33 protein-coding genes are annotated in these 17,687 nt (G+C 41.9%); all 33 read left to right on the top strand.

Features of this window, described 5'->3' with window-relative positions; all coding sequences use genetic code 11:
• Nucleotides 1-25: 25 nt before the first annotated feature.
• Nucleotides 26-646: a 50S ribosomal protein L3 gene (gene rplC / locus BK583_RS20200; RefSeq protein ID WP_035395645.1), complete on the top strand. Its 621-nt coding sequence runs from the start codon at nucleotides 26-28 to the stop codon at nucleotides 644-646.
• 24 nt (nucleotides 647-670) lie between these two features.
• On the top strand, nucleotides 671-1,294 hold the full coding sequence (gene rplD, locus BK583_RS20195) for a 50S ribosomal protein L4 (RefSeq protein WP_038475788.1): 624 nt from the start codon (nucleotides 671-673) through the stop codon (nucleotides 1,292-1,294).
• Entirely contained in the window at nucleotides 1,294-1,581 is a 288-nt protein-coding gene (rplW, locus tag BK583_RS20190; RefSeq protein ID WP_035395648.1) for a 50S ribosomal protein L23, read from the top strand. The genes rplD and rplW overlap by 1 nt, the downstream gene beginning before the upstream one ends.
• 26 nt (nucleotides 1,582-1,607) lie before the next feature.
• Complete coding sequence (gene rplB, locus BK583_RS20185) at nucleotides 1,608-2,438, top strand: 50S ribosomal protein L2 (protein ID WP_038475791.1); 831 nt, start codon at nucleotides 1,608-1,610, stop codon at nucleotides 2,436-2,438.
• Nucleotides 2,439-2,498: 60 nt separating this feature from the next.
• Nucleotides 2,499-2,774 (top strand): 30S ribosomal protein S19, encoded by a 276-nt coding sequence (gene rpsS, locus BK583_RS20180; protein WP_035395650.1) that lies wholly within the window; start codon nucleotides 2,499-2,501, stop codon nucleotides 2,772-2,774.
• Between the two features lie 22 nt (nucleotides 2,775-2,796).
• Nucleotides 2,797-3,141, top strand: a complete 345-nt coding sequence (gene rplV / locus BK583_RS20175) for a 50S ribosomal protein L22 (protein ID WP_035395652.1) — start codon at nucleotides 2,797-2,799, stop codon at nucleotides 3,139-3,141.
• Between the two features lie 3 nt (nucleotides 3,142-3,144).
• The gene (gene rpsC, locus BK583_RS20170) at nucleotides 3,145-3,807 is read left to right on the top strand and encodes a 30S ribosomal protein S3 (RefSeq protein ID WP_038475794.1); all 663 of its coding nucleotides are present in this window, start codon (nucleotides 3,145-3,147) and stop codon (nucleotides 3,805-3,807) included.
• Between the two features lie 2 nt (nucleotides 3,808-3,809).
• Nucleotides 3,810-4,247 (top strand): 50S ribosomal protein L16, encoded by a 438-nt coding sequence (gene rplP, locus BK583_RS20165; protein ID WP_035395655.1) that lies wholly within the window; start codon nucleotides 3,810-3,812, stop codon nucleotides 4,245-4,247.
• Entirely contained in the window at nucleotides 4,234-4,437 is a 204-nt protein-coding gene (gene rpmC / locus BK583_RS20160) for a 50S ribosomal protein L29 (protein WP_035395658.1), read from the top strand. The genes rplP and rpmC overlap by 14 nt, the downstream gene beginning before the upstream one ends.
• Before the next feature lie 17 nt (nucleotides 4,438-4,454).
• Nucleotides 4,455-4,715, top strand: coding sequence for a 30S ribosomal protein S17 (gene rpsQ / locus BK583_RS20155; RefSeq protein ID WP_035395660.1), 261 nt, complete (start codon nucleotides 4,455-4,457; stop codon nucleotides 4,713-4,715).
• A gap of 29 nt (nucleotides 4,716-4,744) precedes the next feature.
• A complete protein-coding gene (gene rplN, locus BK583_RS20150) occupies nucleotides 4,745-5,113 on the top strand; it encodes a 50S ribosomal protein L14 (protein ID WP_035395662.1) in 369 nt (122 codons plus the stop codon).
• Nucleotides 5,114-5,168: 55 nt separating this feature from the next.
• Complete coding sequence (gene rplX, locus BK583_RS20145) at nucleotides 5,169-5,477, top strand: 50S ribosomal protein L24 (RefSeq protein ID WP_035395719.1); 309 nt, start codon at nucleotides 5,169-5,171, stop codon at nucleotides 5,475-5,477.
• 29 nt (nucleotides 5,478-5,506) lie between these two features.
• Nucleotides 5,507-6,046 carry a 50S ribosomal protein L5 gene (rplE, locus tag BK583_RS20140; RefSeq protein WP_038475797.1) on the top strand — a complete coding sequence of 180 codons (540 nt, stop codon included), beginning with the start codon at nucleotides 5,507-5,509 and terminating at the stop codon, nucleotides 6,044-6,046.
• A 26-nt stretch (nucleotides 6,047-6,072) separates the two neighbouring features.
• Complete coding sequence (locus BK583_RS20135) at nucleotides 6,073-6,258, top strand: type Z 30S ribosomal protein S14 (protein ID WP_035395665.1); 186 nt, start codon at nucleotides 6,073-6,075, stop codon at nucleotides 6,256-6,258.
• A gap of 26 nt (nucleotides 6,259-6,284) precedes the next feature.
• On the top strand, nucleotides 6,285-6,683 hold the full coding sequence (rpsH, locus tag BK583_RS20130; protein WP_035395667.1) for a 30S ribosomal protein S8: 399 nt from the start codon (nucleotides 6,285-6,287) through the stop codon (nucleotides 6,681-6,683).
• 32 nt (nucleotides 6,684-6,715) lie between these two features.
• A complete protein-coding gene (gene rplF, locus BK583_RS20125; protein ID WP_038475800.1) occupies nucleotides 6,716-7,252 on the top strand; it encodes a 50S ribosomal protein L6 in 537 nt (178 codons plus the stop codon).
• A gap of 31 nt (nucleotides 7,253-7,283) precedes the next feature.
• Nucleotides 7,284-7,646, top strand: coding sequence for a 50S ribosomal protein L18 (gene rplR / locus BK583_RS20120; RefSeq protein WP_035395670.1), 363 nt, complete (start codon nucleotides 7,284-7,286; stop codon nucleotides 7,644-7,646).
• A 23-nt stretch (nucleotides 7,647-7,669) separates the two neighbouring features.
• Nucleotides 7,670-8,170 carry a 30S ribosomal protein S5 gene (gene rpsE / locus BK583_RS20115; RefSeq protein ID WP_038475803.1) on the top strand — a complete coding sequence of 167 codons (501 nt, stop codon included), beginning with the start codon at nucleotides 7,670-7,672 and terminating at the stop codon, nucleotides 8,168-8,170.
• A 13-nt stretch (nucleotides 8,171-8,183) separates the two neighbouring features.
• Nucleotides 8,184-8,372: a 50S ribosomal protein L30 gene (gene rpmD, locus BK583_RS20110; RefSeq protein WP_035395673.1), complete on the top strand. Its 189-nt coding sequence runs from the start codon at nucleotides 8,184-8,186 to the stop codon at nucleotides 8,370-8,372.
• 36 nt (nucleotides 8,373-8,408) lie between these two features.
• Entirely contained in the window at nucleotides 8,409-8,849 is a 441-nt protein-coding gene (gene rplO / locus BK583_RS20105) for a 50S ribosomal protein L15 (protein ID WP_038475806.1), read from the top strand.
• On the top strand, nucleotides 8,849-10,159 hold the full coding sequence (gene secY / locus BK583_RS20100) for a preprotein translocase subunit SecY (RefSeq protein WP_055736638.1): 1,311 nt from the start codon (nucleotides 8,849-8,851) through the stop codon (nucleotides 10,157-10,159). The genes rplO and secY overlap by 1 nt, the downstream gene beginning before the upstream one ends.
• Before the next feature lie 68 nt (nucleotides 10,160-10,227).
• Nucleotides 10,228-10,881 carry an adenylate kinase gene (locus tag BK583_RS20095; RefSeq protein WP_038475811.1) on the top strand — a complete coding sequence of 218 codons (654 nt, stop codon included), beginning with the start codon at nucleotides 10,228-10,230 and terminating at the stop codon, nucleotides 10,879-10,881.
• On the top strand, nucleotides 10,878-11,624 hold the full coding sequence (gene map / locus BK583_RS20090; RefSeq protein ID WP_038475814.1) for a type I methionyl aminopeptidase: 747 nt from the start codon (nucleotides 10,878-10,880) through the stop codon (nucleotides 11,622-11,624). Before BK583_RS20095 ends, map begins: the two co-directional genes overlap by 4 nt.
• Before the next feature lie 73 nt (nucleotides 11,625-11,697).
• The gene (gene infA, locus BK583_RS20085; RefSeq protein ID WP_035395681.1) at nucleotides 11,698-11,916 is read left to right on the top strand and encodes a translation initiation factor IF-1; all 219 of its coding nucleotides are present in this window, start codon (nucleotides 11,698-11,700) and stop codon (nucleotides 11,914-11,916) included.
• Nucleotides 11,917-11,948: 32 nt separating this feature from the next.
• Complete coding sequence (rpmJ, locus tag BK583_RS20080) at nucleotides 11,949-12,062, top strand: 50S ribosomal protein L36 (protein WP_003333770.1); 114 nt, start codon at nucleotides 11,949-11,951, stop codon at nucleotides 12,060-12,062.
• Nucleotides 12,063-12,084: 22 nt separating this feature from the next.
• On the top strand, nucleotides 12,085-12,450 hold the full coding sequence (rpsM, locus tag BK583_RS20075; protein ID WP_035395683.1) for a 30S ribosomal protein S13: 366 nt from the start codon (nucleotides 12,085-12,087) through the stop codon (nucleotides 12,448-12,450).
• 18 nt (nucleotides 12,451-12,468) lie between these two features.
• A complete protein-coding gene (gene rpsK, locus BK583_RS20070; protein ID WP_035395685.1) occupies nucleotides 12,469-12,861 on the top strand; it encodes a 30S ribosomal protein S11 in 393 nt (130 codons plus the stop codon).
• Nucleotides 12,862-13,033: 172 nt separating this feature from the next.
• Nucleotides 13,034-13,978 carry a DNA-directed RNA polymerase subunit alpha gene (locus BK583_RS20065; RefSeq protein ID WP_038475820.1) on the top strand — a complete coding sequence of 315 codons (945 nt, stop codon included), beginning with the start codon at nucleotides 13,034-13,036 and terminating at the stop codon, nucleotides 13,976-13,978.
• A gap of 31 nt (nucleotides 13,979-14,009) precedes the next feature.
• Nucleotides 14,010-14,372, top strand: coding sequence for a 50S ribosomal protein L17 (gene rplQ / locus BK583_RS20060; protein WP_035395688.1), 363 nt, complete (start codon nucleotides 14,010-14,012; stop codon nucleotides 14,370-14,372).
• Nucleotides 14,373-14,468: 96 nt separating this feature from the next.
• A complete protein-coding gene (locus BK583_RS20055; protein ID WP_038475823.1) occupies nucleotides 14,469-15,263 on the top strand; it encodes an ATP-binding cassette domain-containing protein in 795 nt (264 codons plus the stop codon).
• Nucleotides 15,239-16,084 (top strand): ATP-binding cassette domain-containing protein, encoded by an 846-nt coding sequence (locus tag BK583_RS20050; protein WP_055736639.1) that lies wholly within the window; start codon nucleotides 15,239-15,241, stop codon nucleotides 16,082-16,084. Before BK583_RS20055 ends, BK583_RS20050 begins: the two co-directional genes overlap by 25 nt.
• The gene (locus BK583_RS20045) at nucleotides 16,077-16,871 is read left to right on the top strand and encodes an energy-coupling factor transporter transmembrane component T family protein (RefSeq protein ID WP_055736640.1); all 795 of its coding nucleotides are present in this window, start codon (nucleotides 16,077-16,079) and stop codon (nucleotides 16,869-16,871) included. The genes BK583_RS20050 and BK583_RS20045 overlap by 8 nt, the downstream gene beginning before the upstream one ends.
• A gap of 19 nt (nucleotides 16,872-16,890) precedes the next feature.
• Complete coding sequence (gene truA, locus BK583_RS20040; RefSeq protein WP_055736641.1) at nucleotides 16,891-17,643, top strand: tRNA pseudouridine(38-40) synthase TruA; 753 nt, start codon at nucleotides 16,891-16,893, stop codon at nucleotides 17,641-17,643.
• Nucleotides 17,644-17,687 lie beyond the last annotated feature (44 nt).

Here is a 17,687-nt window from a genome sequence, read left to right as displayed (position 1 = left end):
TAACATTTAATAGGAGGTGTAACGGATGTCCAAAGGAATCTTAGGAAGAAAAATTGGTATGACTCAAGTATTTGCTGAAAACGGTGAAGTAATTCCTGTAACAGTTATTGAAGCTGAGCCAAATGTTATTCTTCAGAAGAAAACAATTGAATCAGATGGTTATGAAGCTATTCAAATCGGTTTCGCTGATGCGAAAAAGCCTAACAAACCAGAAGCAGGTCATGCAGCGAAAGCAGAAGCAACACCTAAGCGCTTCATTAAGGAAATCCGTGACGTTAATCTTGACGAGGTTGAAGTTGGTCAAGCGATTAGCGTAACAACATTTGCAGCAGGAGAAATCGTTGATGTAACAGGTACATCTAAAGGGAAAGGTTTCCAAGGTGCAATTAAGCGCCATAACCAATCTCGTGGACCTATGTCTCACGGTTCTCGTTACCACCGTCGTCCTGGTTCAATGGGACCTGTAGCGCCTAACCGCGTATTTAAAGGTAAATTATTACCTGGTCGTATGGGTGGAGAGCAAATTACAATCCAAAACCTAGAGATCGTTCGTGTAGATGAAGAGCGCAATCTTCTTCTAGTTAAAGGGAACGTTCCTGGTGCGAAGAAAAGCTATGTAACTGTTCAAGCAGCAGTTAAAGCGTAACGTTATAGAAAGGAGGCCATTCGAATGCCAAAAGTAACAGTTTTTAACCAAACAGGTTCTCAAGTTGGAGACATCGAACTTGCTGATGCAGTATTTGGGATTGAACCAAATAACAGTGTATTACACGATGCAGTAATCATGCAGCAAGCGTCTCTACGTCAAGGTACGCATAAAACAAAAGGACGTTCTGAAGTTCGTGGTGGTGGTAGAAAGCCATGGCGCCAAAAAGGAACTGGACGCGCGCGTCAAGGTTCTATCCGTTCTCCACAATGGGTTGGCGGTGGTGTTGTATTTGGACCAACTCCACGTAGCTATAGCTACAAACTTCCAAAGAAAGTTCGTCGTTTAGCTCTTAAGTCTGCTTTGTCTTCTAAAGTACAAGGTTCAGAATTAGTTGTGCTTGATACTCTTTCTTTTGAAGAGATTAAAACGAAATCTATGAAGGAAGTACTTGCTAGTTTATCAGTAGAATCAAAAGCACTTGTTGTAACAGCTGATTACAATGAAAATGTTGCTCTTTCTGCTCGTAACTTACCAGGTGTTACTTTCCTTACAGCTGACAGCGTTAATGTGTTAGACCTTCTTAAGCATGACAAAGTTGTCATCACTAAAGACGCAGTCGAAAAGGTAGAGGAGGTGCTTGCGTAATGTCGAACGCACGTGATATCATTAAGCGCCCTATTATTACTGAGAAGTCTGCTGACTTAATGGAAAATAAACAGTACACGTTTGACGTTGATGTTCGCGCGAACAAATCTCAAATCAAAGATGCGATCGAAGAAATCTTTGAAGTGAAGGTTGCTAGCGTCAATACGGTCAACTATAAAGGTAAGTCTAAGCGATTCGGTCGTTTCACAGGCTTTACTGCAAAACGCAAGAAAGCAGTCGTTCAACTATCAGCGGATAGTAAAGAACTAGACTTCTTTGAAGCGTAAGAATTTGAAGAAGGAGGGAACTTATTATGGCAATTAAAAAGTATAAACCGACCAGTGCTGGACGTCGTCACATGAGTGTGTCTGATTTCGCTGAAATCACAACTGACAAGCCGGAAAAATCGTTACTTGCTCCTTTGCATAATAAAGGTGGTCGTAACAACCAAGGTCGTTTAACTGTACGTCATCAAGGTGGCGGTCATAAGCGTCAGTACCGTGTAATTGATTTCAAACGTAATAAAGATGGAATTCCAGGACGCGTTGCTACAGTCGAGTATGATCCAAACCGCTCTGCAAACATCGCTTTGATTCACTATGTTGATGGTGAAAAGCGTTATATCTTAGCTCCAAAAGGCTTAAAAGTAGGTACTATGATTGAGTCTGGTTCTGAAGCGGACATTAAAGTAGGTAACACGTTACCACTAATTAATATCCCTGTAGGTACTGTGATTCATAATATTGAACTTCGTCCTGGTAAAGGCGGTCAATTAGTACGTTCTGCTGGTACTGAAGCTCAACTTCTTGGTAAAGAAGGACAATATGTGCTTGTACGTCTAAATTCTGGCGAAACACGCTACATTCTTTCAACTTGTCGCGCAACGATCGGTCAAGTTGGAAATGTTGAACATGAGCTTATTAACATCGGTAAAGCTGGACGTTCTCGTTGGAAAGGTATCCGTCCAACTGTTCGTGGTTCTGTAATGAACCCTAACGATCACCCACACGGTGGTGGTGAAGGTAAAGCGCCAATTGGCCGTCCGTCACCAATGTCTCCATGGGGTAAACCAACACTTGGATTCAAAACTCGTAAGAAAAACAAACACTCCGACAAGTACATCGTACGTCGTCGTAAAAAATAACGTGGTTTGTCTACGGTTCTCATCTAGAACCGTGGTCGAATCTCGAAGGGAGGCACTCACATGGGCCGTAGTTTGAAAAAAGGACCTTTCGTCGATGGTCATCTGATGAAGAAAGTCGAAGCTTTAAACGAAACAAACGACAAGAAAGTTGTAAAGACTTGGTCTCGTCGTTCTACAATCTTCCCTGACTTTATTGGTCACACGTTTGCTGTTTATGATGGACGCAAGCACGTACCGGTATATGTATCAGAAGATATGGTTGGACACAAACTTGGTGAATTTGCTCCTACACGCACGTATAAAGGGCATGCCGCTGACAAGAAAACAAGACGTTAAGTAAGAAAGGAGGACCAATCTCATGGAACAAGCTAAAGCTGTTGCGAAACAGGTTCGCATTGCGCCTCGTAAAGTTCGTCTTGTTATCGATCTTATCCGCGGTAAACAAGTCGGTGAAGCCATTGCAATCTTAAAGCATACACCTAAATCTGCTTCTCCTGTAGTTGAAAAGCTTTTGAATTCCGCTATTGCGAATGCTGAGCACAATTACGAAATGGAGCCGAATAATCTCGTTATTTCAGAAGCTTTCGTTGATGAAGGCGTTACGCTTAAACGTTTCCGCCCTCGTGCACAAGGTCGTGCGAGCCGGATCAACAAACGTACGAGCCACATTACATTGGTTGTATCAGAAAAGAAGGAGGGATAACACATGGGTCAAAAAGTAAATCCTATCGGACTTCGCGTTGGCGTTATTCGTGATTGGGATTCTAAGTGGTACGCTAGTAAAAAAGACTATGCTGATCTACTTCATGAAGACATCACAATTCGTGAACACGTTGAAGGTCGTTTAAAAGATGCATCAGTATCTAAAGTAGAAATCGAACGCGCTGCGAACCGTGTGAATATCACAATTTCTACTGCCAAGCCAGGAATGGTGATCGGAAAAGGCGGTTCAGAAGTTGAAGCACTACGTAAATCTCTAAACCAACTTACAGGTAAAAGAGTACACATTAACATTTCAGAAATTAAGCATGCAGATTTAGATGCTAAATTAGTTGCTGAAAATATCGCTCGTCAGCTAGAGAATCGTATCTCTTTCCGTCGCGCTATGAAACAAGCCATTCAACGTACAATGCGTTCTGGTGCAAAAGGAATCAAAACACAAGTATCTGGTCGTCTTGGTGGCGCAGATATCGCTCGTGCAGAGCACTATAGCGAAGGAACAGTTCCACTTCACACACTTCGTGCTGATATTGACTATGGTACAGCTGAAGCTGATACAACATACGGCAAAATCGGTGTGAAAATTTGGGTTTACCGTGGTGAAGTCCTTCCAGCGAAAGGAACGAACAAAGAGGAAGGAGGCAACTAATCATGTTAATGCCTAAACGCGTTAAATATCGTCGTGAACACCGCGGAAAAATGCGTGGTCGTGCTAAAGGCGGTACAGAAGTACATTTCGGTGAATACGGTCTACAAGCGCTTGAAGCGTCTTGGATTACAAACCGTCAAATCGAATCAGCTCGTATTGCAATGACTCGTTACATGAAACGTGGCGGTAAAGTATGGATTAAGATTTTCCCATCTAAACCTTACACTGCTAAGCCACTTGAAGTTCGAATGGGTTCAGGTAAAGGTGCTCCAGAAGGTTGGGTTGCCGTCGTGAAACCAGGTAAGATTATGTTTGAAATCTCCGGTGTATCTGAAGAAGTTGCACGCGAAGCTTTACGTCTTGCCTCTCACAAGTTGCCTGTTAAATGTAAATTCGTAAAACGTGAAGAAGTGGGTGGTGACTCAAATGAAAGCAACTGATATCCGTAATTTAACCACTGCTGAAATCGAACAAAAGACGCAAACTCTTAAAGAAGAGCTTTTCAACCTACGCTTTCAATTAGCAACTGGGCAACTTGAAAACCCAGTGCGCATTCGCGAAGTCCGCAAAGGTATTGCACGTGCAAAAACTGTTTTGCGTGAACGCGAGCTCGGAATTAACAACGGCTAAAAAAGGAGGTTTGCTGCATGGACCGCAATCAGCGTAAAGTTTACCAAGGTCGTGTCGTTTCTGACAAAATGGACAAAACGATTAGCGTACTTGTTGAAACATACAAGGTCGATCGCCTTTATGGTAAACGTGTAAAGTACTCAAAGAAGTTCAAAACACATGATGAAGAAAATACTGCAAAAGTTGGCGACATCGTTCGTATTATGGAAACTCGCCCACTTTCAAAAGATAAACGTTTTCGTTTAGTAGAAGTTGTAGAAGAAGCTATTATTATCTAATAGGCTACGGTTGAAAGGAGGTAAACAGTATGATTCAACAAGAAAGCCGTTTAAAAGTTGCTGACAACTCTGGAGCGCGTGAAGTTCTTTGTATTAAAGTACTTGGTGGTTCTGGACGTAAGACAGCTAACATTGGTGATGTTATTGTTTGTTCGGTAAAACAAGCAACACCAGGTGGCGTTGTTAAGAAAGGTGACGTTGTTCGCGCGGTAATTGTTCGCTCTAAGAGCGGTGTTCGCCGTAACGACGGGTCATATATCAAGTTTGATGAGAACGCAGCTGTAATCGTACGTGACGATAAGGGTCCTCGCGGAACTCGTATCTTCGGTCCGGTAGCACGTGAACTTCGAGACAAACAGTTTATGAAAATTGTTTCTCTAGCTCCTGAGGTACTATAAGGTTCGTTTTGGATAAAGAGATCAATGGATGTTTACTCAGGGAGGTGCAAAAGTGATGCATGTCAAAAAAGGCGATACAGTAATCGTTATTGCTGGTAAAGACAAAGGGAAGCAAGGGACGATCCTTGAAGCTTACCCGAAAAAGAGCCGTGTGCTTGTTGAAGGAATTAACATGGTAAAGAAACACGCGAAACCTTCACAAGATAATCCACAAGGTGGAATTCTTGATCAAGAAGCACCGATTCATTCTTCTAACGTTATGCTAGTTGATCCAAAAACAGGAGAACGTACTCGTGTTGGATTTAAAGAAGAAGATGGTAAAAAAGTACGTGTAGCGAAAAAATCTGGCGAAATCATCAAGTAGTCAGTCAGGTGAAAGGAGGACCACTCTAAATGAATCGTTTGAAAGAAAAGTATCAGACTGAGATTGTTTCATCTCTAACAGAGAAATTTAACTATTCTTCTGTAATGGCTGTGCCAAAGATTGAAAAGATTGTTGTGAACATGGGTGTTGGTGAAGCTGTTCAAAACGCAAAAGTTTTGGATAAAGCGGTTGAAGAACTTCAACAAATCACTGGTCAAAAGCCTGTTGTAACAAAAGCAAAGAAATCAATCGCTGGCTTTAAATTACGTGAAGGTATGCCAATCGGTGCAAAAGTTACATTACGCGGTGAGCGTATGTATGACTTCTTGGATAAATTGGTTTCTGTTTCTCTTCCACGTGTACGTGACTTCCGTGGGATCTCAAAGAAAGCATTTGACGGTCGTGGAAACTACACGCTTGGCGTGAAAGAACAGCTAATTTTCCCGGAAATCGACTATGATAAAGTTGATAAAGTCCGTGGTATGGATATCGTAATCGTTACAACTGCTCAGACAGATGAAGAAGCGCGTGAATTACTTACTCAAGTAGGCATGCCGTTCCAAAAATAATCTCTTAAAGAAGAGGAGGGAACACGTTGGCAAAAAAATCTATGATTGCAAAGCAACAGCGCACTCCTAAGTATAACGTTCAAAAGTATACTCGTTGTGAGCGTTGCGGACGTCCTCATTCAGTGTTGCGTAAATTTAAACTTTGCCGTATTTGCTTCAGAGAACTTGCTTATAAAGGGCAAATTCCTGGTGTGAAAAAAGCAAGCTGGTAAATCGATTGGGAAGGAGGTAATTAATTATGGTCATGACGGATCCAATTGCAGATATGCTAACTCGTATTCGTAACGCGAACCTTGTACGTCACGAGAAATTAGAGCTTCCTGCTTCTATGGTGAAGAAGGAAATCGCTGAAATTCTTAAGCGTGAAGGTTTTGTTCGCGATTATGAGTACATTGAAGATAACAAACAAGGTGTTATTCGTATCTTCTTAAAGTACGGAACATCTAACGAGCGTGTAATTACTGGTCTTAAACGTATTTCTAAGCCAGGACTACGTGTCTACGCAAAATCAACTGAACTACCTCGTGTACTTGGTGGTCTTGGTATTGCGATCGTATCGACTTCTAAAGGTTTATTAACTGATAAAGAAGCGCGTCAACAACAAATCGGTGGCGAAGTACTCGCTTACGTTTGGTAATAAAGCTTAATTGAAATGGAGGTGTACTACAAATGTCTCGAGTAGGATTAAAACCTATTACAATTCCTGAGGGAGTTACAGTTTCTTTAGATGGTAACCTTTGTACTGTTAAAGGTCCTAAAGGTGAATTAAGCCGTGAGCTTCACCCTGCTATTAAAGTAAACTTAGAAAACAACGAAATGAGTTTCGCTCGTCCATCAGATCATAAAGAGCATCGTGCTCTACATGGTACAATGCGTGCGAACGTAAACAACATGGTTGAGGGAGTAACAAAAGGATTTGAGCGCGCACTTGAACTGAACGGTGTCGGTTACCGTGCTTCTAAATCTGGCAATAAGCTTGTGCTTAACGTTGGTTATTCTCACCCAGTTGAAATCACACCTGAAGAAGGTCTTGAAATCGAAGTACCATCTAACACGAAAGTTATTGTTAAAGGAATTAACAAAGAACGTGTTGGTGCACTTGCTTCTAACATTCGCGCTGTACGTCAGCCTGAGCCTTACAAAGGTAAAGGTATTCGTTATGAAGGCGAGTATGTGCGTCGTAAAGAAGGTAAAACTGGTAAATAATTAGTATCGACAAAGAAAGGAATGACGTCTCATGATTACGAAGCCTAACTCAAATACAGGCCGTAAGAAAAGACACGCTCACGTACGCCGCAATTTAAGCGGTACGCCGCAGCGTCCACGTTTAAACGTATTCCGTTCTTCTAAGCACATTTACGCTCAATTAATTGATGACGTGAATGGTGTCACTCTTGCTCAAGCTTCATCACTTGATAAAGAATTGAAGATCGAAAAGGGTTCAAATAAAGAAGCAGCTCGCCAAGTTGGTGAAGCAGTTGCAAAACGTGCGATCGAAGCGGGACACGAAGTTATCGTGTTTGACCGTGGAGGATATCTATATCACGGACGCGTTGCTGAGCTTGCAGATGCAGCTCGCGAAGCAGGTCTGAAATTCTAAAAACGAAGGAGGGAAACCTTTTTATGCGTTCAATCGATCCAAATACTTTGGAACTTGAAGAAAAAGTCGTTACGATCAACCGTGTCGCAAAGGTTGTTAAAGGTGGTCGTCGCTTCCGCTTTGCTGCACTTGTTGTAGTAGGGGATAAAAATGGTCACGTCGGCTTTGGAATGGGGAAAGCTCAGGAGGTACCTGAAGCAATCCGTAAAGCTGTTGAAGATGCAAAGAAAAACTTAATTGAAGTACCGCTTGTTAATACAACAATCCCACACCAAATTGTTGGACGTTTTGGTGCTGGACGCGTATTTCTAAAGCCGGCTTCAGAAGGTACTGGAGTTATCGCTGGTGGTCCTGTACGTGCTGTACTTGAACTATCTGGTGTTGGCGATGTTCTTTCTAAGTCTCTTGGTTCAAGCAACCCAATTAACATGGTTCGTGCTACAATCACAGGCTTAACGAATCTTAAGCGTGCTGAAGAAGTAGCAAAACTACGTGGTAAATCCGTAGAAGAACTGTTAGGTTAAGGGAGGGATTACGATGGCGAAGAAGTTAGAAATCACCCTTACACGTAGCTTGATCGGCCGTCCTAGCGATCAACGCGTGACAGTAAACACACTTGGTTTACGTAAAATGCATCAAACTGTAGTACAAGAAGATAACGTAGCAATTCGTGGTATGGTTAACAAAGTAAAGCACTTAGTTACTGTAAACGAAATTGACGCGTAAATAGATGATTTTTAGCAACGAGGAGGTGTAGGAAGCATGAAACTTCATGAGTTACAACCAGCAGAAGGTTCACGCAAAGTCCGTAATCGTGTAGGTCGCGGAATTGGTTCTGGTAACGGAAAAACTTCTGGTAGAGGACACAAAGGTCAAAAAGCCCGCTCAGGTGGTGGCGTAAGACTTGGTTTCGAAGGTGGTCAAAACCCACTTTATCGTCGTTTACCGAAACGTGGCTTTACGAACATTCACCGTAAAGAATATACGGTTGTTAGCCTTGATGTATTAAACCGTTTTGAAGCAGGAGCAGAAGTTACTCCTGAACTCTTAATTGAATCAAAAGCAGTTAAGAACGTAAAACACGGTATTAAAGTGTTAGGAAATGGCAGCTTAGATAAAAACTTGACTGTTAAAGCAAACAAGTTCTCTGCATCTGCAGTAAAAGCAATTGAAGCTGCTGGCGGAAAAACAGAGGTGGTTTAATGTTTAAGGCGATCTCCAACATCTTCCGTGTGAGAGATTTACGTCGCAAAATCATCTTTACGCTCTTGATGCTTATCGTATTTCGAGTTGGTACATTTATTCCCGTGCCAGGTACGAATAGTGATGCGCTAGACTTGCTATTCGGTGAGGCGAATGCATTCGGCTTTCTTGATACCTTTGGTGGTGGAGCATTAAGTAACTTCTCGATTTTTGCGATGGGGATTATGCCTTACATTACAGCATCGATCGTTGTACAGCTTTTACAGCTAGATGTTGTACCGAAATTTGCTGAATGGGCGAAGCAAGGTGAGGCTGGTCGAAAAAAGCTAACACAGGTTACTCGTTATGGAACGATCGTTTTAGGTTTTGTTCAAGCGATTGCCATGTCCATCGGTTTTAACTCAATGGCTTCTACAGGTTCGGTCGACTTAATTGTCAATCCTGGTCCGATGACATACATCTATATCGCGATTGTATTAACAGCAGGTACCGCCTTTTTAATGTGGGTTGGTGAACAAATTACTGCACATGGTGTTGGTAATGGCATCTCGATCATCATTTTTGCAGGTATCGCAGCTGGTATTCCAAATATGCTTAATACGTTGTATGTTTCGGAACTTGAAGGGGCTGGCGATCAGCTATTTCTAGCTATTGTCACCGTAGCGCTGTTGGCTTTAATTGTTTTACTTATTATTGTCGGTGTGATCTATGTGCAACAAGCATTGCGTAAAATTCCTGTGCAATACGCGAAACGTGTTGTGAACCGTAGTCCTGTTGGCGGACAGTCAACGCACTTACCGATTAAGGTAAATGCGGCAGGGGTTATCCCAGTTATCTTTGCTTCCGCACTATTTTACTTCCCTTCCACAATCGCAACGTTTGTTGGAACAGAAGATAGTGCATGGGCAAATTGGATTGTTCAAAACTTTGTACCCGGCACATTGATTGGAGGATCAGCTTTTGTTCTTCTTATCATCGCCTTTACGTATTTCTATACGTTTGTTCAAGTTAACCCCGAAAAAATGGCGGATAACTTGAAGCGACAAGGTGGATACATTCCTGGTATTCGTCCAGGGCAAGCGACACAGTCGTTTATTACGCGAATTTTATACCGGTTAACGTTCGTTGGTGCGCTTTTCCTAGCAACGATCGCAACGATTCCGGTTGTCTTTATTGCTCTTTTAGATCTCCCACCTCAAGTTCAGATTGGTGGAACTGGACTTCTCATCATCGTTGGGGTTGCTCTTGATACGATGAAGCAAATTGAAGGACAGTTAATAAAACGATCGTATAAAGGATTTATCAACTAAAGAGAGCGGAATTGGGTTTTTCCCTCCTCCGTTCATCTTTTATAGAACTTGCTGGAAGGGGATTTGAAATGAACTTAATCTTAATGGGATTGCCTGGTGCCGGCAAAGGTACTCAAGCAGAAAAGATTGTTGAACATTACGGCTTGCCTCATATCTCAACTGGTGATATGTTCCGTGCAGCAATGAAGAATGAAACAGAACTTGGTCTTAAAGCGAAATCCTATATGGATGCTGGTGGCCTCGTTCCGGATGAAGTAACAATCGGTATTGTGAAAGATCGGTTGTCACAGAAAGATTGTGAGAATGGTTTTTTACTCGATGGTTTCCCAAGAACAATTGCGCAAGCAGAAGGACTTGAAGAGATCCTTACATCTCTCGGTAAAGAACTTGACTATGTTCTGAATATCCACGTTCCTGAAGAACTCTTAATTGAGCGTTTAACAGGTAGACGTGTTTCACCAACTTCTGGCAAAACGTATCATCTTCTTTACAACCCACCAAAGGTTGAAGGAAAATGTGATGTAGATGGAAGCGAGCTTATTCAACGTGATGATGACAAGCCAGAGACAGTTAAGAAACGTCTTGAAGTGAATCAGCAGCAAGCTCAACCATTAATTGACTTTTATGAGTCAAAAGGTTATTTAAAGCATATTGACGGTAATAGAGATATTGAAGATGTCTACAAAGACATTGATGCATTACTCGCGGAGACGCATGCATGATTGTAATAAAAACCGAACGTGAACTTGAAATTATGAGACAGGCTGGGCGTATTGTTGCATTAACACATGCTCACTTGAAACCATATATCAAACCAGGTGTTACTACTGGTGAACTCGATTCAATTGCTGAAGCGTTTATTCGTTCACATGATGCAACACCTTCTTTCCTAGGTTATGGGGGGTTTAAAGGAAGCGTATGTGCTTCCGTAAACGAAGAGTTGGTGCATGGCATTCCTGGTAATCGAGTGCTTGAAGATGGTGACATTATTAGCTTAGATATAGGCGCATATTATAATGGCTATCATGGTGATTCTGCTTGGACATATGGGGTTGGAACAATTAAAGAGGAAGATCAACAATTGCTTGATGCAACGGAAGAGTCTCTTTACAAAGGTTTAGAGCAAGCTCGTCCAGGCAATCGTTTATCAGATATCTCGCATGCGATTCAATCACATGTGGAACCTCTTGGTTATTCTGTTGTTCGTGAGTATGTTGGCCACGGTGTTGGTCAAAACTTACATGAGGACCCACAAATTCCTCATTACGGACCTCCAGGAAAAGGACCAAGGCTCAAACCCGGTATGGTACTAGCAATTGAGCCAATGATTAATGCAGGTAGTCGATATGTAAAAACTCTTTCTGATAACTGGACAGTAGTAACTGTAGATAAGAAAAACTGTGCCCATTTTGAGCATACGATTGCAATTACAGAAACCGGGTATGAAATCTTGACGAAAGCATAGATTTTCAGGTAAGATAGAATGTCTGTGTAGTTCTGGATTTGTTAGCATCTAACTCGAAGGGAGGAAACTACCCATGGCGAAAGAAGACGTTATTGAAGTGGAAGGTACGGTTATTGAACCACTTCCAAATGCAATGTTTCGTGTTGAACTTGAGAACGGTCATAAAATTCTTGCGCATGTATCTGGGAAAATTCGCATGCACTTTATCCGCATTTTGCCTGGTGATAAAGTGACAATTGAGCTTTCTCCTTATGATCTAACGCGTGGTAGAATTACGTACCGCTATAAATAAAAAACTTCTCCGTACACAAGGAGGTTTATACAATGAAAGTAAGACCGTCGGTAAAACCGATCTGTGAAAAATGTAAAGTTATTCGCCGTAAAGGCAATGTCATGGTAATTTGCGAAAATCCAAAGCATAAACAAAAACAAGGCTAATCGATAAGGAGGTGCCGAGCCTATGGCACGTGTTGCAGGTGTTGATATTCCTCGCGATAAGCGCGTTGTAATTTCACTTACGTACGTATTCGGTATTGGTAAATCTACAGCAGCGAAGATTCTTGAAACTGCTGGTATTGACCAGAATACACGTGTGCGCGATTTGACTGAAGAAGAACTTGGTCGTATCCGTGAAGCTGTTGAAGCATATCAAGTTGAAGGTGATCTTCGTCGTGAAGTATCCCTTAACATTAAGCGTCTAATTGAGATTGGAAGCTACCGTGGAATCCGTCATCGTCGTGGATTGCCCGTTCGTGGTCAAAACTCTAAGAATAACGCTCGTACGCGCAAAGGTCCAGCTCGTACAGTAGCGAACAAGAAAAAATAGATAGGAGGGAACAAATCTATGGCTAAAAAAACGAATACTCGTCCAAAGCGTCGTCAAAAGAAAAATATTGATACAGGAATGGCTCACATTCGCTCGACTTTCAATAATACAATCGTGACGATCACTGATACGCATGGTAATGCAATCTCTTGGGCAAGTGCTGGTGCTTTAGGATTTAAAGGTTCTCGTAAGTCTACTCCTTTCGCTGCGCAAATGGCGGCTGAGACTGCTGCGAAAACAGCAATGGAGCATGGCATGAAAACCATCGAAGTTTCTGTTAAAGGTCCTGGAGCTGGTCGTGAAGCGGCTATCCGTTCATTACAAGCAGTTGGTTTAGAGGTAAACATGATTAAAGACGTAACGCCTGTTCCTCATAACGGCTGTCGCCCGCCGAAACGTCGTAGAGTGTAATAAGATCAATCATTGTATAGATTTCTTAGTAGTGTCTATAATGGATAAGACGAGATCTATTAGACAATGAAGGTTAGACTAATAGGCATTGCTCATGGGAAGGCTTAGTGATTGTCCTTTGGGCAATCCTTGTGTTTGCCAGAGTTCGACGTTTTGAAGGAGGGTTTGTTTAATGATTGAAATTGAAAAGCCGAATATTGAGACGGTTGAAGTTAGCGAAGATGCAACATACGGCAAGTTTGTTGTTGAGCCTCTTGAACGTGGTTATGGAACAACACTAGGAAACTCCTTACGTCGCATTCTACTATCATCGCTTCCTGGTGCAGCAGTATCTTCAGTTCAAATTGATGGTGTTCTACACGAATTCTCTACTATTGAGGGTGTTGTGGAAGATGTAACGACAATCATTTTGCACTTAAAGAAACTAGCTTTAAAGATTTATTCAGACGATGAGAAAACACTAGAGATTGATGTTCAAGGCGAAGGCGATGTTACTGCTGGAGACTTAACACATGATAGTGATGTAGAAATTTTAAATCCTGAGCTTCATATCGCTACGCTTACAAAAGGAGCATCGTTCCGCATGCGCCTTCAGGCAAAACGCGGTCGGGGTTATATCCTTGCTGACGGGAATAAAAGCGACGACCAGCCAATTGGCGTTCTTCCGATTGACTCGATCTATACACCGGTAGCGCGTGTAAACTATCAAGTTGAGAATACACGTGTTGGGCAAGTCACAAACTATGATAAACTAACCCTTGATGTGTGGACCGATGGAAGCACTCGCCCTGAAGAAGCAGTATCTCTTGGAGCGAAAATCTTAACAGAGCATTTAAATATTTTCGTAGGCTTAACGGATCAAGCGCAAAACGCGGAAATCATGGTTGAAAAAGAAGAAGACCAAAAAGAAAAAGTCTTGGAAATGACAATTGAAGAGCTTGATCTTTCGGTTCGTTCTTACAACTGTTTAAAGCGCGCTGGTATCAACACGGTACAAGAGCTTACGCATAAAACAGAAGAAGACATGATGAAAGTTCGTAACCTTGGACGTAAGTCTTTAGAAGAAGTACAAGAGAAGCTAGGCGAGTTAGGACTCGGGCTTCGTAACGAAGAATAATTGTTTTTTGGGTTAAAGGAGGGAATATAGCATGGCATACGCAAAACTTGGTCGTACAAGTTCACAACGTAAAGCGTTACTACGTGATTTAGTAACAGACTTAATTATTAATGAGCGTATTGAAACGACTGAAGCTAAAGCAAAGGAATTGCGTCCACTCGTTGAAAAAATGGTGACATTAGGTAAACGTGGAGACCTTCATTCTCGTCGTCAAGTTGCTTCTTTCGTACGTAAAGAAGTAGCAAACGAAGAAAATGGTCAAGACGCAATCCAAAAGCTTTTTGCTGAGATTGCGCCTCGCTTTGAAGAGCGTCAAGGTGGATATACACGCATTCTTAAAGTTGGTCCTCGTCGTGGAGACGGAGCACCAATGGCAATTATTGAGTTTGTTTAAGTAACTCATGTAAGCGGCGATTAAGGGCAGGAGATTATGGAAGCAAGAGCTTTCTTCACTCTATGCCCTTTTTTGTTTTAGGAAGGAAATGAGTCGATGCTGCAGCTAAACAACGCTAGCTATCATTTTAAAGAGAGTGAACCGGTCCTAATAAATGTTTCTTTCTCCATTTCGAAAGGAGAATACATTGCCATTATTGGGAAAAGTGGATCAGGGAAATCTACTCTTGGTAAGCTGATAAAAGGGTTAGTAAAACCCACTTCAGGTTCCATTACTTATCATCAAGAGAAAGAAAACATCGGGTTCTTGTTTCAAAACCCAGATAACCAGATGGTACGAACGATTGTTGAAGATGACCTTGCTTTTGGCTTAGAGAATGCTGCAGTGAATCCGTCTCTTATGGAAGAACGAATGGAACGTTATGCAAAGAAGCTTGGGATTGATCACTTACGGAAGCGATCTATTAATGAGCTTTCTGGTGGTCAAAAGCAGCGTGTGGCGTTAGCGGGTTTACTTGTTCTTGAACCCGAACTTATTATACTTGACGAAGCAACGTCTATGCTTGATCCAGAAGGACGACATGAGGTGCTAGAGCAATTAGAGTCTATGCATCAAGAGTCTAAAACACTTGTAACCATTACTCACGACGTAGAGGAAATGGCCAAGTGCAATCGTATTATTGGTTTGGCAAACGGTGAAGTTATTTTTGATGGGTCATTCACCCAATTAATGCATCAAGAGGACGTTATGCAAGAACTGGGATGCGTAAAGCCCTTCCGCTATGAAGTCATCGCCATGTTAAAGGAACAGGGAATTGGTGTGAATGAAACAATCATTACGTCGGATGAAGAGTTATGTGAGGCATTATGGACGTTTGCTTTAAAGATGTAAGCTATCAATATGAGACAAATCAAGCAACCTCCTATAAGGCATTGCAAGAGGTTTCCTTTTCCATACCAGACGGTAGTTTTACCGCTGTAATAGGAAAAACGGGCTCAGGAAAATCTACCCTTGTTCAGTTGCTCGCTGGGTTACTTAAACCAACTACAGGTGCTGTGCTTCTCAATGGACACACCCTACATGAAGATCAGAATCAGTTGATCCGCAATCACATTGGCTACGTGTTTCAATACCCTGAACATCAACTATTTGCCGAAACAGTCTATGAAGAGCTTGCCTTTGGTTTAAAGTTGGCAGGTAAGCAGAAAGAGCAAATTGAACAAAGAATAGAAGAAATCATGAAAGTAGTAGAGCTAGAGTCTGAGATTTTACAACGTTCCCCCTTTCACTTATCAGGGGGGCAAATGAGAAGAGTGGCCATCGCTGCTATTCTCATGATGAAGCCGAAGCTCTTACTAATTGATGAACCGACAGCAGGGCTTGATCCACAATTAAAAGAAGGAATGATGAAGGTCTTTCAACGCTATAAAAAGCAAGAACATGCGACGGTTTGGATGGTCACTCATTCCATGAATGATGTCGCTCTTTATAGTGATCATTGTATTGCTCTTGAAGCAGGTCTGCTTGTTCGAGCAGGTAAAACATGTGATGTACTTCAAAGTGGAGATGTACCATTACCTCACACGATGGCTTTTGCAAAAGCGCTTATGAAACATCAACATCAACCGCCTTTTTTAAAGAATACAGAAGAGCTTGTAGGATGGATCACGTCATCGTGGCTGAAAGAGAAGGAGAATGAGCATAATGGCTAGAAGATCTGTCGTCATTGGCGATTACATTGAGGGCCACTCATTTATTCATACTCTAGATGCAAAAGTAAAGCTGATTAGTACGTTTCTCTTTGCGATCGTCTTTTTCACTGTGTCATCAATCGGCTCATTTAGTTTAAGTTCGATTCTTATTTTACTTTTGCTGTTAAGTAGCCGTTTGCCAATAAGAGCGGTTCTGCAATCATTAGCGCCCGTTTTTGTCTTTTTACTCGTCTTTTCCCTTATTCAACTTATCGTGATTCAAGATGGAAAACCATTGTTTTCAATCGGGCCAATAACGATTTATGACGAAGGGATGACCATGGCATTTATTGTCTTCTGGCGCACCATTATGCTTTTTCTTATCGCTATTATAATGACAGCAACAACCAGTTCTTATCATATTACACAAGCAATTGAAACTTTATTAAGTCCATTGAATAAAGTGCGTTTTCCAGTTAGGGACGTGGCTACAATGGTTTCAATTGCATTACGATTTATTCCAATCTTACGGGATGAACTATTACTCATTCAACAAGCACAGCGAGCAAGAGGGTATGGTCGTTTTAAAAAATCATTAAAAAATCGTATAAAGCTTTTTATTCCATTATTCGTACCGTTATTTATTCGTGCGCTTAAACGAGCGGAAGAGTTAGGAGAAGCGATGGAAGCAAGAGGCTATCAAAGTCGGGGCACCTATACAACTTGGAAAAAGAAACAGTGGCAAAGGAACGATACCTTCGCGCTCTCTCTTAGTATTGTACTGGCATGCCTCATTTTATCGCTTTAAGCAAAAAAGGAGAGAAATCATGGCAAGGTATGCATGTAAGCTTGCGTACGACGGGACAGAATACAGTGGCTACCAAGTGCAGCCTCAAAAAAGAACCGTGCAAGCTGTTATTGAGCAAGCGTTAACGAACATTCATAAGGGGGAGCATATCTCTGTAACGGCATCAGGAAGAACGGATGCCGGTGTACATGCGAAGGCGCAGGTCATCCATTTTGATTCTCACCTCCAAATGGCTCCTTCTAATTGGATACAAGCATTAAATGTTCATTTGCCAAACGATGTTGTAGTGGAAGAAGTGAGTGAAGTGGCAGAGGATTTTCATGCGCGATTCCACACAACGGGTAAAGAATATCGCTATTATATCCATCATGGCGAGGTGCCGAATGTGTTCCGCCGTCATCATGCCTTGCACATTAAACAACCTTTAGACGTGCCTGCTATGCAGACGGCTGCTCAGTATCTACTTGGTACGCACGACTTTTCTGCATTTTGTGCATCTAATACAGCCATAGTTGATAAAGTTCGAACGATAGCAAGTGTATCCCTTCACCCAAATGGTGGAGAATTAGAATTTACGATTGCTGGTAATGGATTTCTTTACAATATGGTGCGTATTATCGTTGGCACCCTCATTGAAGTTGGATCCGGTAAGCGAGACGCAAGGGAAATGGAGACCATTTTGGCAAGCAAAGATCGAGCGTTCGCAGGAAAAACAGCACCAGCACAAGGGTTGTATTTATGGCAAGTTGATTATGAAAATAATCCATTTTAAAAAGAGGAAACACCCGGATAAGTTTTTTTAAATTAAATTGACTT

This window comes from Shouchella oshimensis (assembly GCF_002019765.1).
GTDB lineage: Bacteria > Bacillota > Bacilli > Bacillales > Bacillaceae_D > Shouchella > Shouchella oshimensis.
Note: the sequence above shows the minus strand (reverse complement) of the source record. Positions and strands in the feature narration are given on the sequence as shown.

Bases quoted from the DNA above. Each gene is read 5' to 3' on its own strand.
- rpsM (WP_035395683.1), top strand. From the start codon at position 12,085: ATGGCACGTGTTGCAGGTGTTGATATTCCTCGCGATAAGCGCGTTGTA.
- rplC (WP_035395645.1), top strand. From the start codon at position 26: ATGTCCAAAGGAATCTTAGGAAGAAAAATTGGTATGACTCAAGTATTT.
- map (WP_038475814.1), top strand. From the start codon at position 10,878: ATGATTGTAATAAAAACCGAACGTGAACTTGAAATTATGAGACAGGCT.
- rplF (WP_038475800.1), top strand. From the start codon at position 6,716: ATGTCTCGAGTAGGATTAAAACCTATTACAATTCCTGAGGGAGTTACA.
- rpmJ (WP_003333770.1), top strand. From the start codon at position 11,949: ATGAAAGTAAGACCGTCGGTAAAACCGATCTGTGAAAAATGTAAAGTT.
- infA (WP_035395681.1), top strand. From the start codon at position 11,698: ATGGCGAAAGAAGACGTTATTGAAGTGGAAGGTACGGTTATTGAACCA.
- rplX (WP_035395719.1), top strand. From the start codon at position 5,169: ATGCATGTCAAAAAAGGCGATACAGTAATCGTTATTGCTGGTAAAGAC.
- secY (WP_055736638.1), top strand. From the start codon at position 8,849: ATGTTTAAGGCGATCTCCAACATCTTCCGTGTGAGAGATTTACGTCGC.
- BK583_RS20045 (WP_055736640.1), top strand. From the start codon at position 16,077: ATGGCTAGAAGATCTGTCGTCATTGGCGATTACATTGAGGGCCACTCA.
- rpsK (WP_035395685.1), top strand. From the start codon at position 12,469: ATGGCTAAAAAAACGAATACTCGTCCAAAGCGTCGTCAAAAGAAAAAT.
- rplQ (WP_035395688.1), top strand. From the start codon at position 14,010: ATGGCATACGCAAAACTTGGTCGTACAAGTTCACAACGTAAAGCGTTA.
- BK583_RS20065 (WP_038475820.1), top strand. From the start codon at position 13,034: ATGATTGAAATTGAAAAGCCGAATATTGAGACGGTTGAAGTTAGCGAA.
- rplP (WP_035395655.1), top strand. From the start codon at position 3,810: ATGTTAATGCCTAAACGCGTTAAATATCGTCGTGAACACCGCGGAAAA.
- rpsC (WP_038475794.1), top strand. From the start codon at position 3,145: ATGGGTCAAAAAGTAAATCCTATCGGACTTCGCGTTGGCGTTATTCGT.
- BK583_RS20055 (WP_038475823.1), top strand. From the start codon at position 14,469: ATGCTGCAGCTAAACAACGCTAGCTATCATTTTAAAGAGAGTGAACCG.
- rplR (WP_035395670.1), top strand. From the start codon at position 7,284: ATGATTACGAAGCCTAACTCAAATACAGGCCGTAAGAAAAGACACGCT.
- rplW (WP_035395648.1), top strand. From the start codon at position 1,294: ATGTCGAACGCACGTGATATCATTAAGCGCCCTATTATTACTGAGAAG.
- rpsQ (WP_035395660.1), top strand. From the start codon at position 4,455: ATGGACCGCAATCAGCGTAAAGTTTACCAAGGTCGTGTCGTTTCTGAC.
- BK583_RS20050 (WP_055736639.1), top strand. From the start codon at position 15,239: ATGGACGTTTGCTTTAAAGATGTAAGCTATCAATATGAGACAAATCAA.
- rplN (WP_035395662.1), top strand. From the start codon at position 4,745: ATGATTCAACAAGAAAGCCGTTTAAAAGTTGCTGACAACTCTGGAGCG.
- rplE (WP_038475797.1), top strand. From the start codon at position 5,507: ATGAATCGTTTGAAAGAAAAGTATCAGACTGAGATTGTTTCATCTCTA.
- BK583_RS20095 (WP_038475811.1), top strand. From the start codon at position 10,228: ATGAACTTAATCTTAATGGGATTGCCTGGTGCCGGCAAAGGTACTCAA.
- rplO (WP_038475806.1), top strand. From the start codon at position 8,409: ATGAAACTTCATGAGTTACAACCAGCAGAAGGTTCACGCAAAGTCCGT.
- rpmC (WP_035395658.1), top strand. From the start codon at position 4,234: ATGAAAGCAACTGATATCCGTAATTTAACCACTGCTGAAATCGAACAA.
- rpsH (WP_035395667.1), top strand. From the start codon at position 6,285: ATGGTCATGACGGATCCAATTGCAGATATGCTAACTCGTATTCGTAAC.
- rpsS (WP_035395650.1), top strand. From the start codon at position 2,499: ATGGGCCGTAGTTTGAAAAAAGGACCTTTCGTCGATGGTCATCTGATG.
- rplB (WP_038475791.1), top strand. From the start codon at position 1,608: ATGGCAATTAAAAAGTATAAACCGACCAGTGCTGGACGTCGTCACATG.
- rplD (WP_038475788.1), top strand. From the start codon at position 671: ATGCCAAAAGTAACAGTTTTTAACCAAACAGGTTCTCAAGTTGGAGAC.
- rplV (WP_035395652.1), top strand. From the start codon at position 2,797: ATGGAACAAGCTAAAGCTGTTGCGAAACAGGTTCGCATTGCGCCTCGT.
- rpsE (WP_038475803.1), top strand. From the start codon at position 7,670: ATGCGTTCAATCGATCCAAATACTTTGGAACTTGAAGAAAAAGTCGTT.
- rpmD (WP_035395673.1), top strand. From the start codon at position 8,184: ATGGCGAAGAAGTTAGAAATCACCCTTACACGTAGCTTGATCGGCCGT.
- truA (WP_055736641.1), top strand. From the start codon at position 16,891: ATGGCAAGGTATGCATGTAAGCTTGCGTACGACGGGACAGAATACAGT.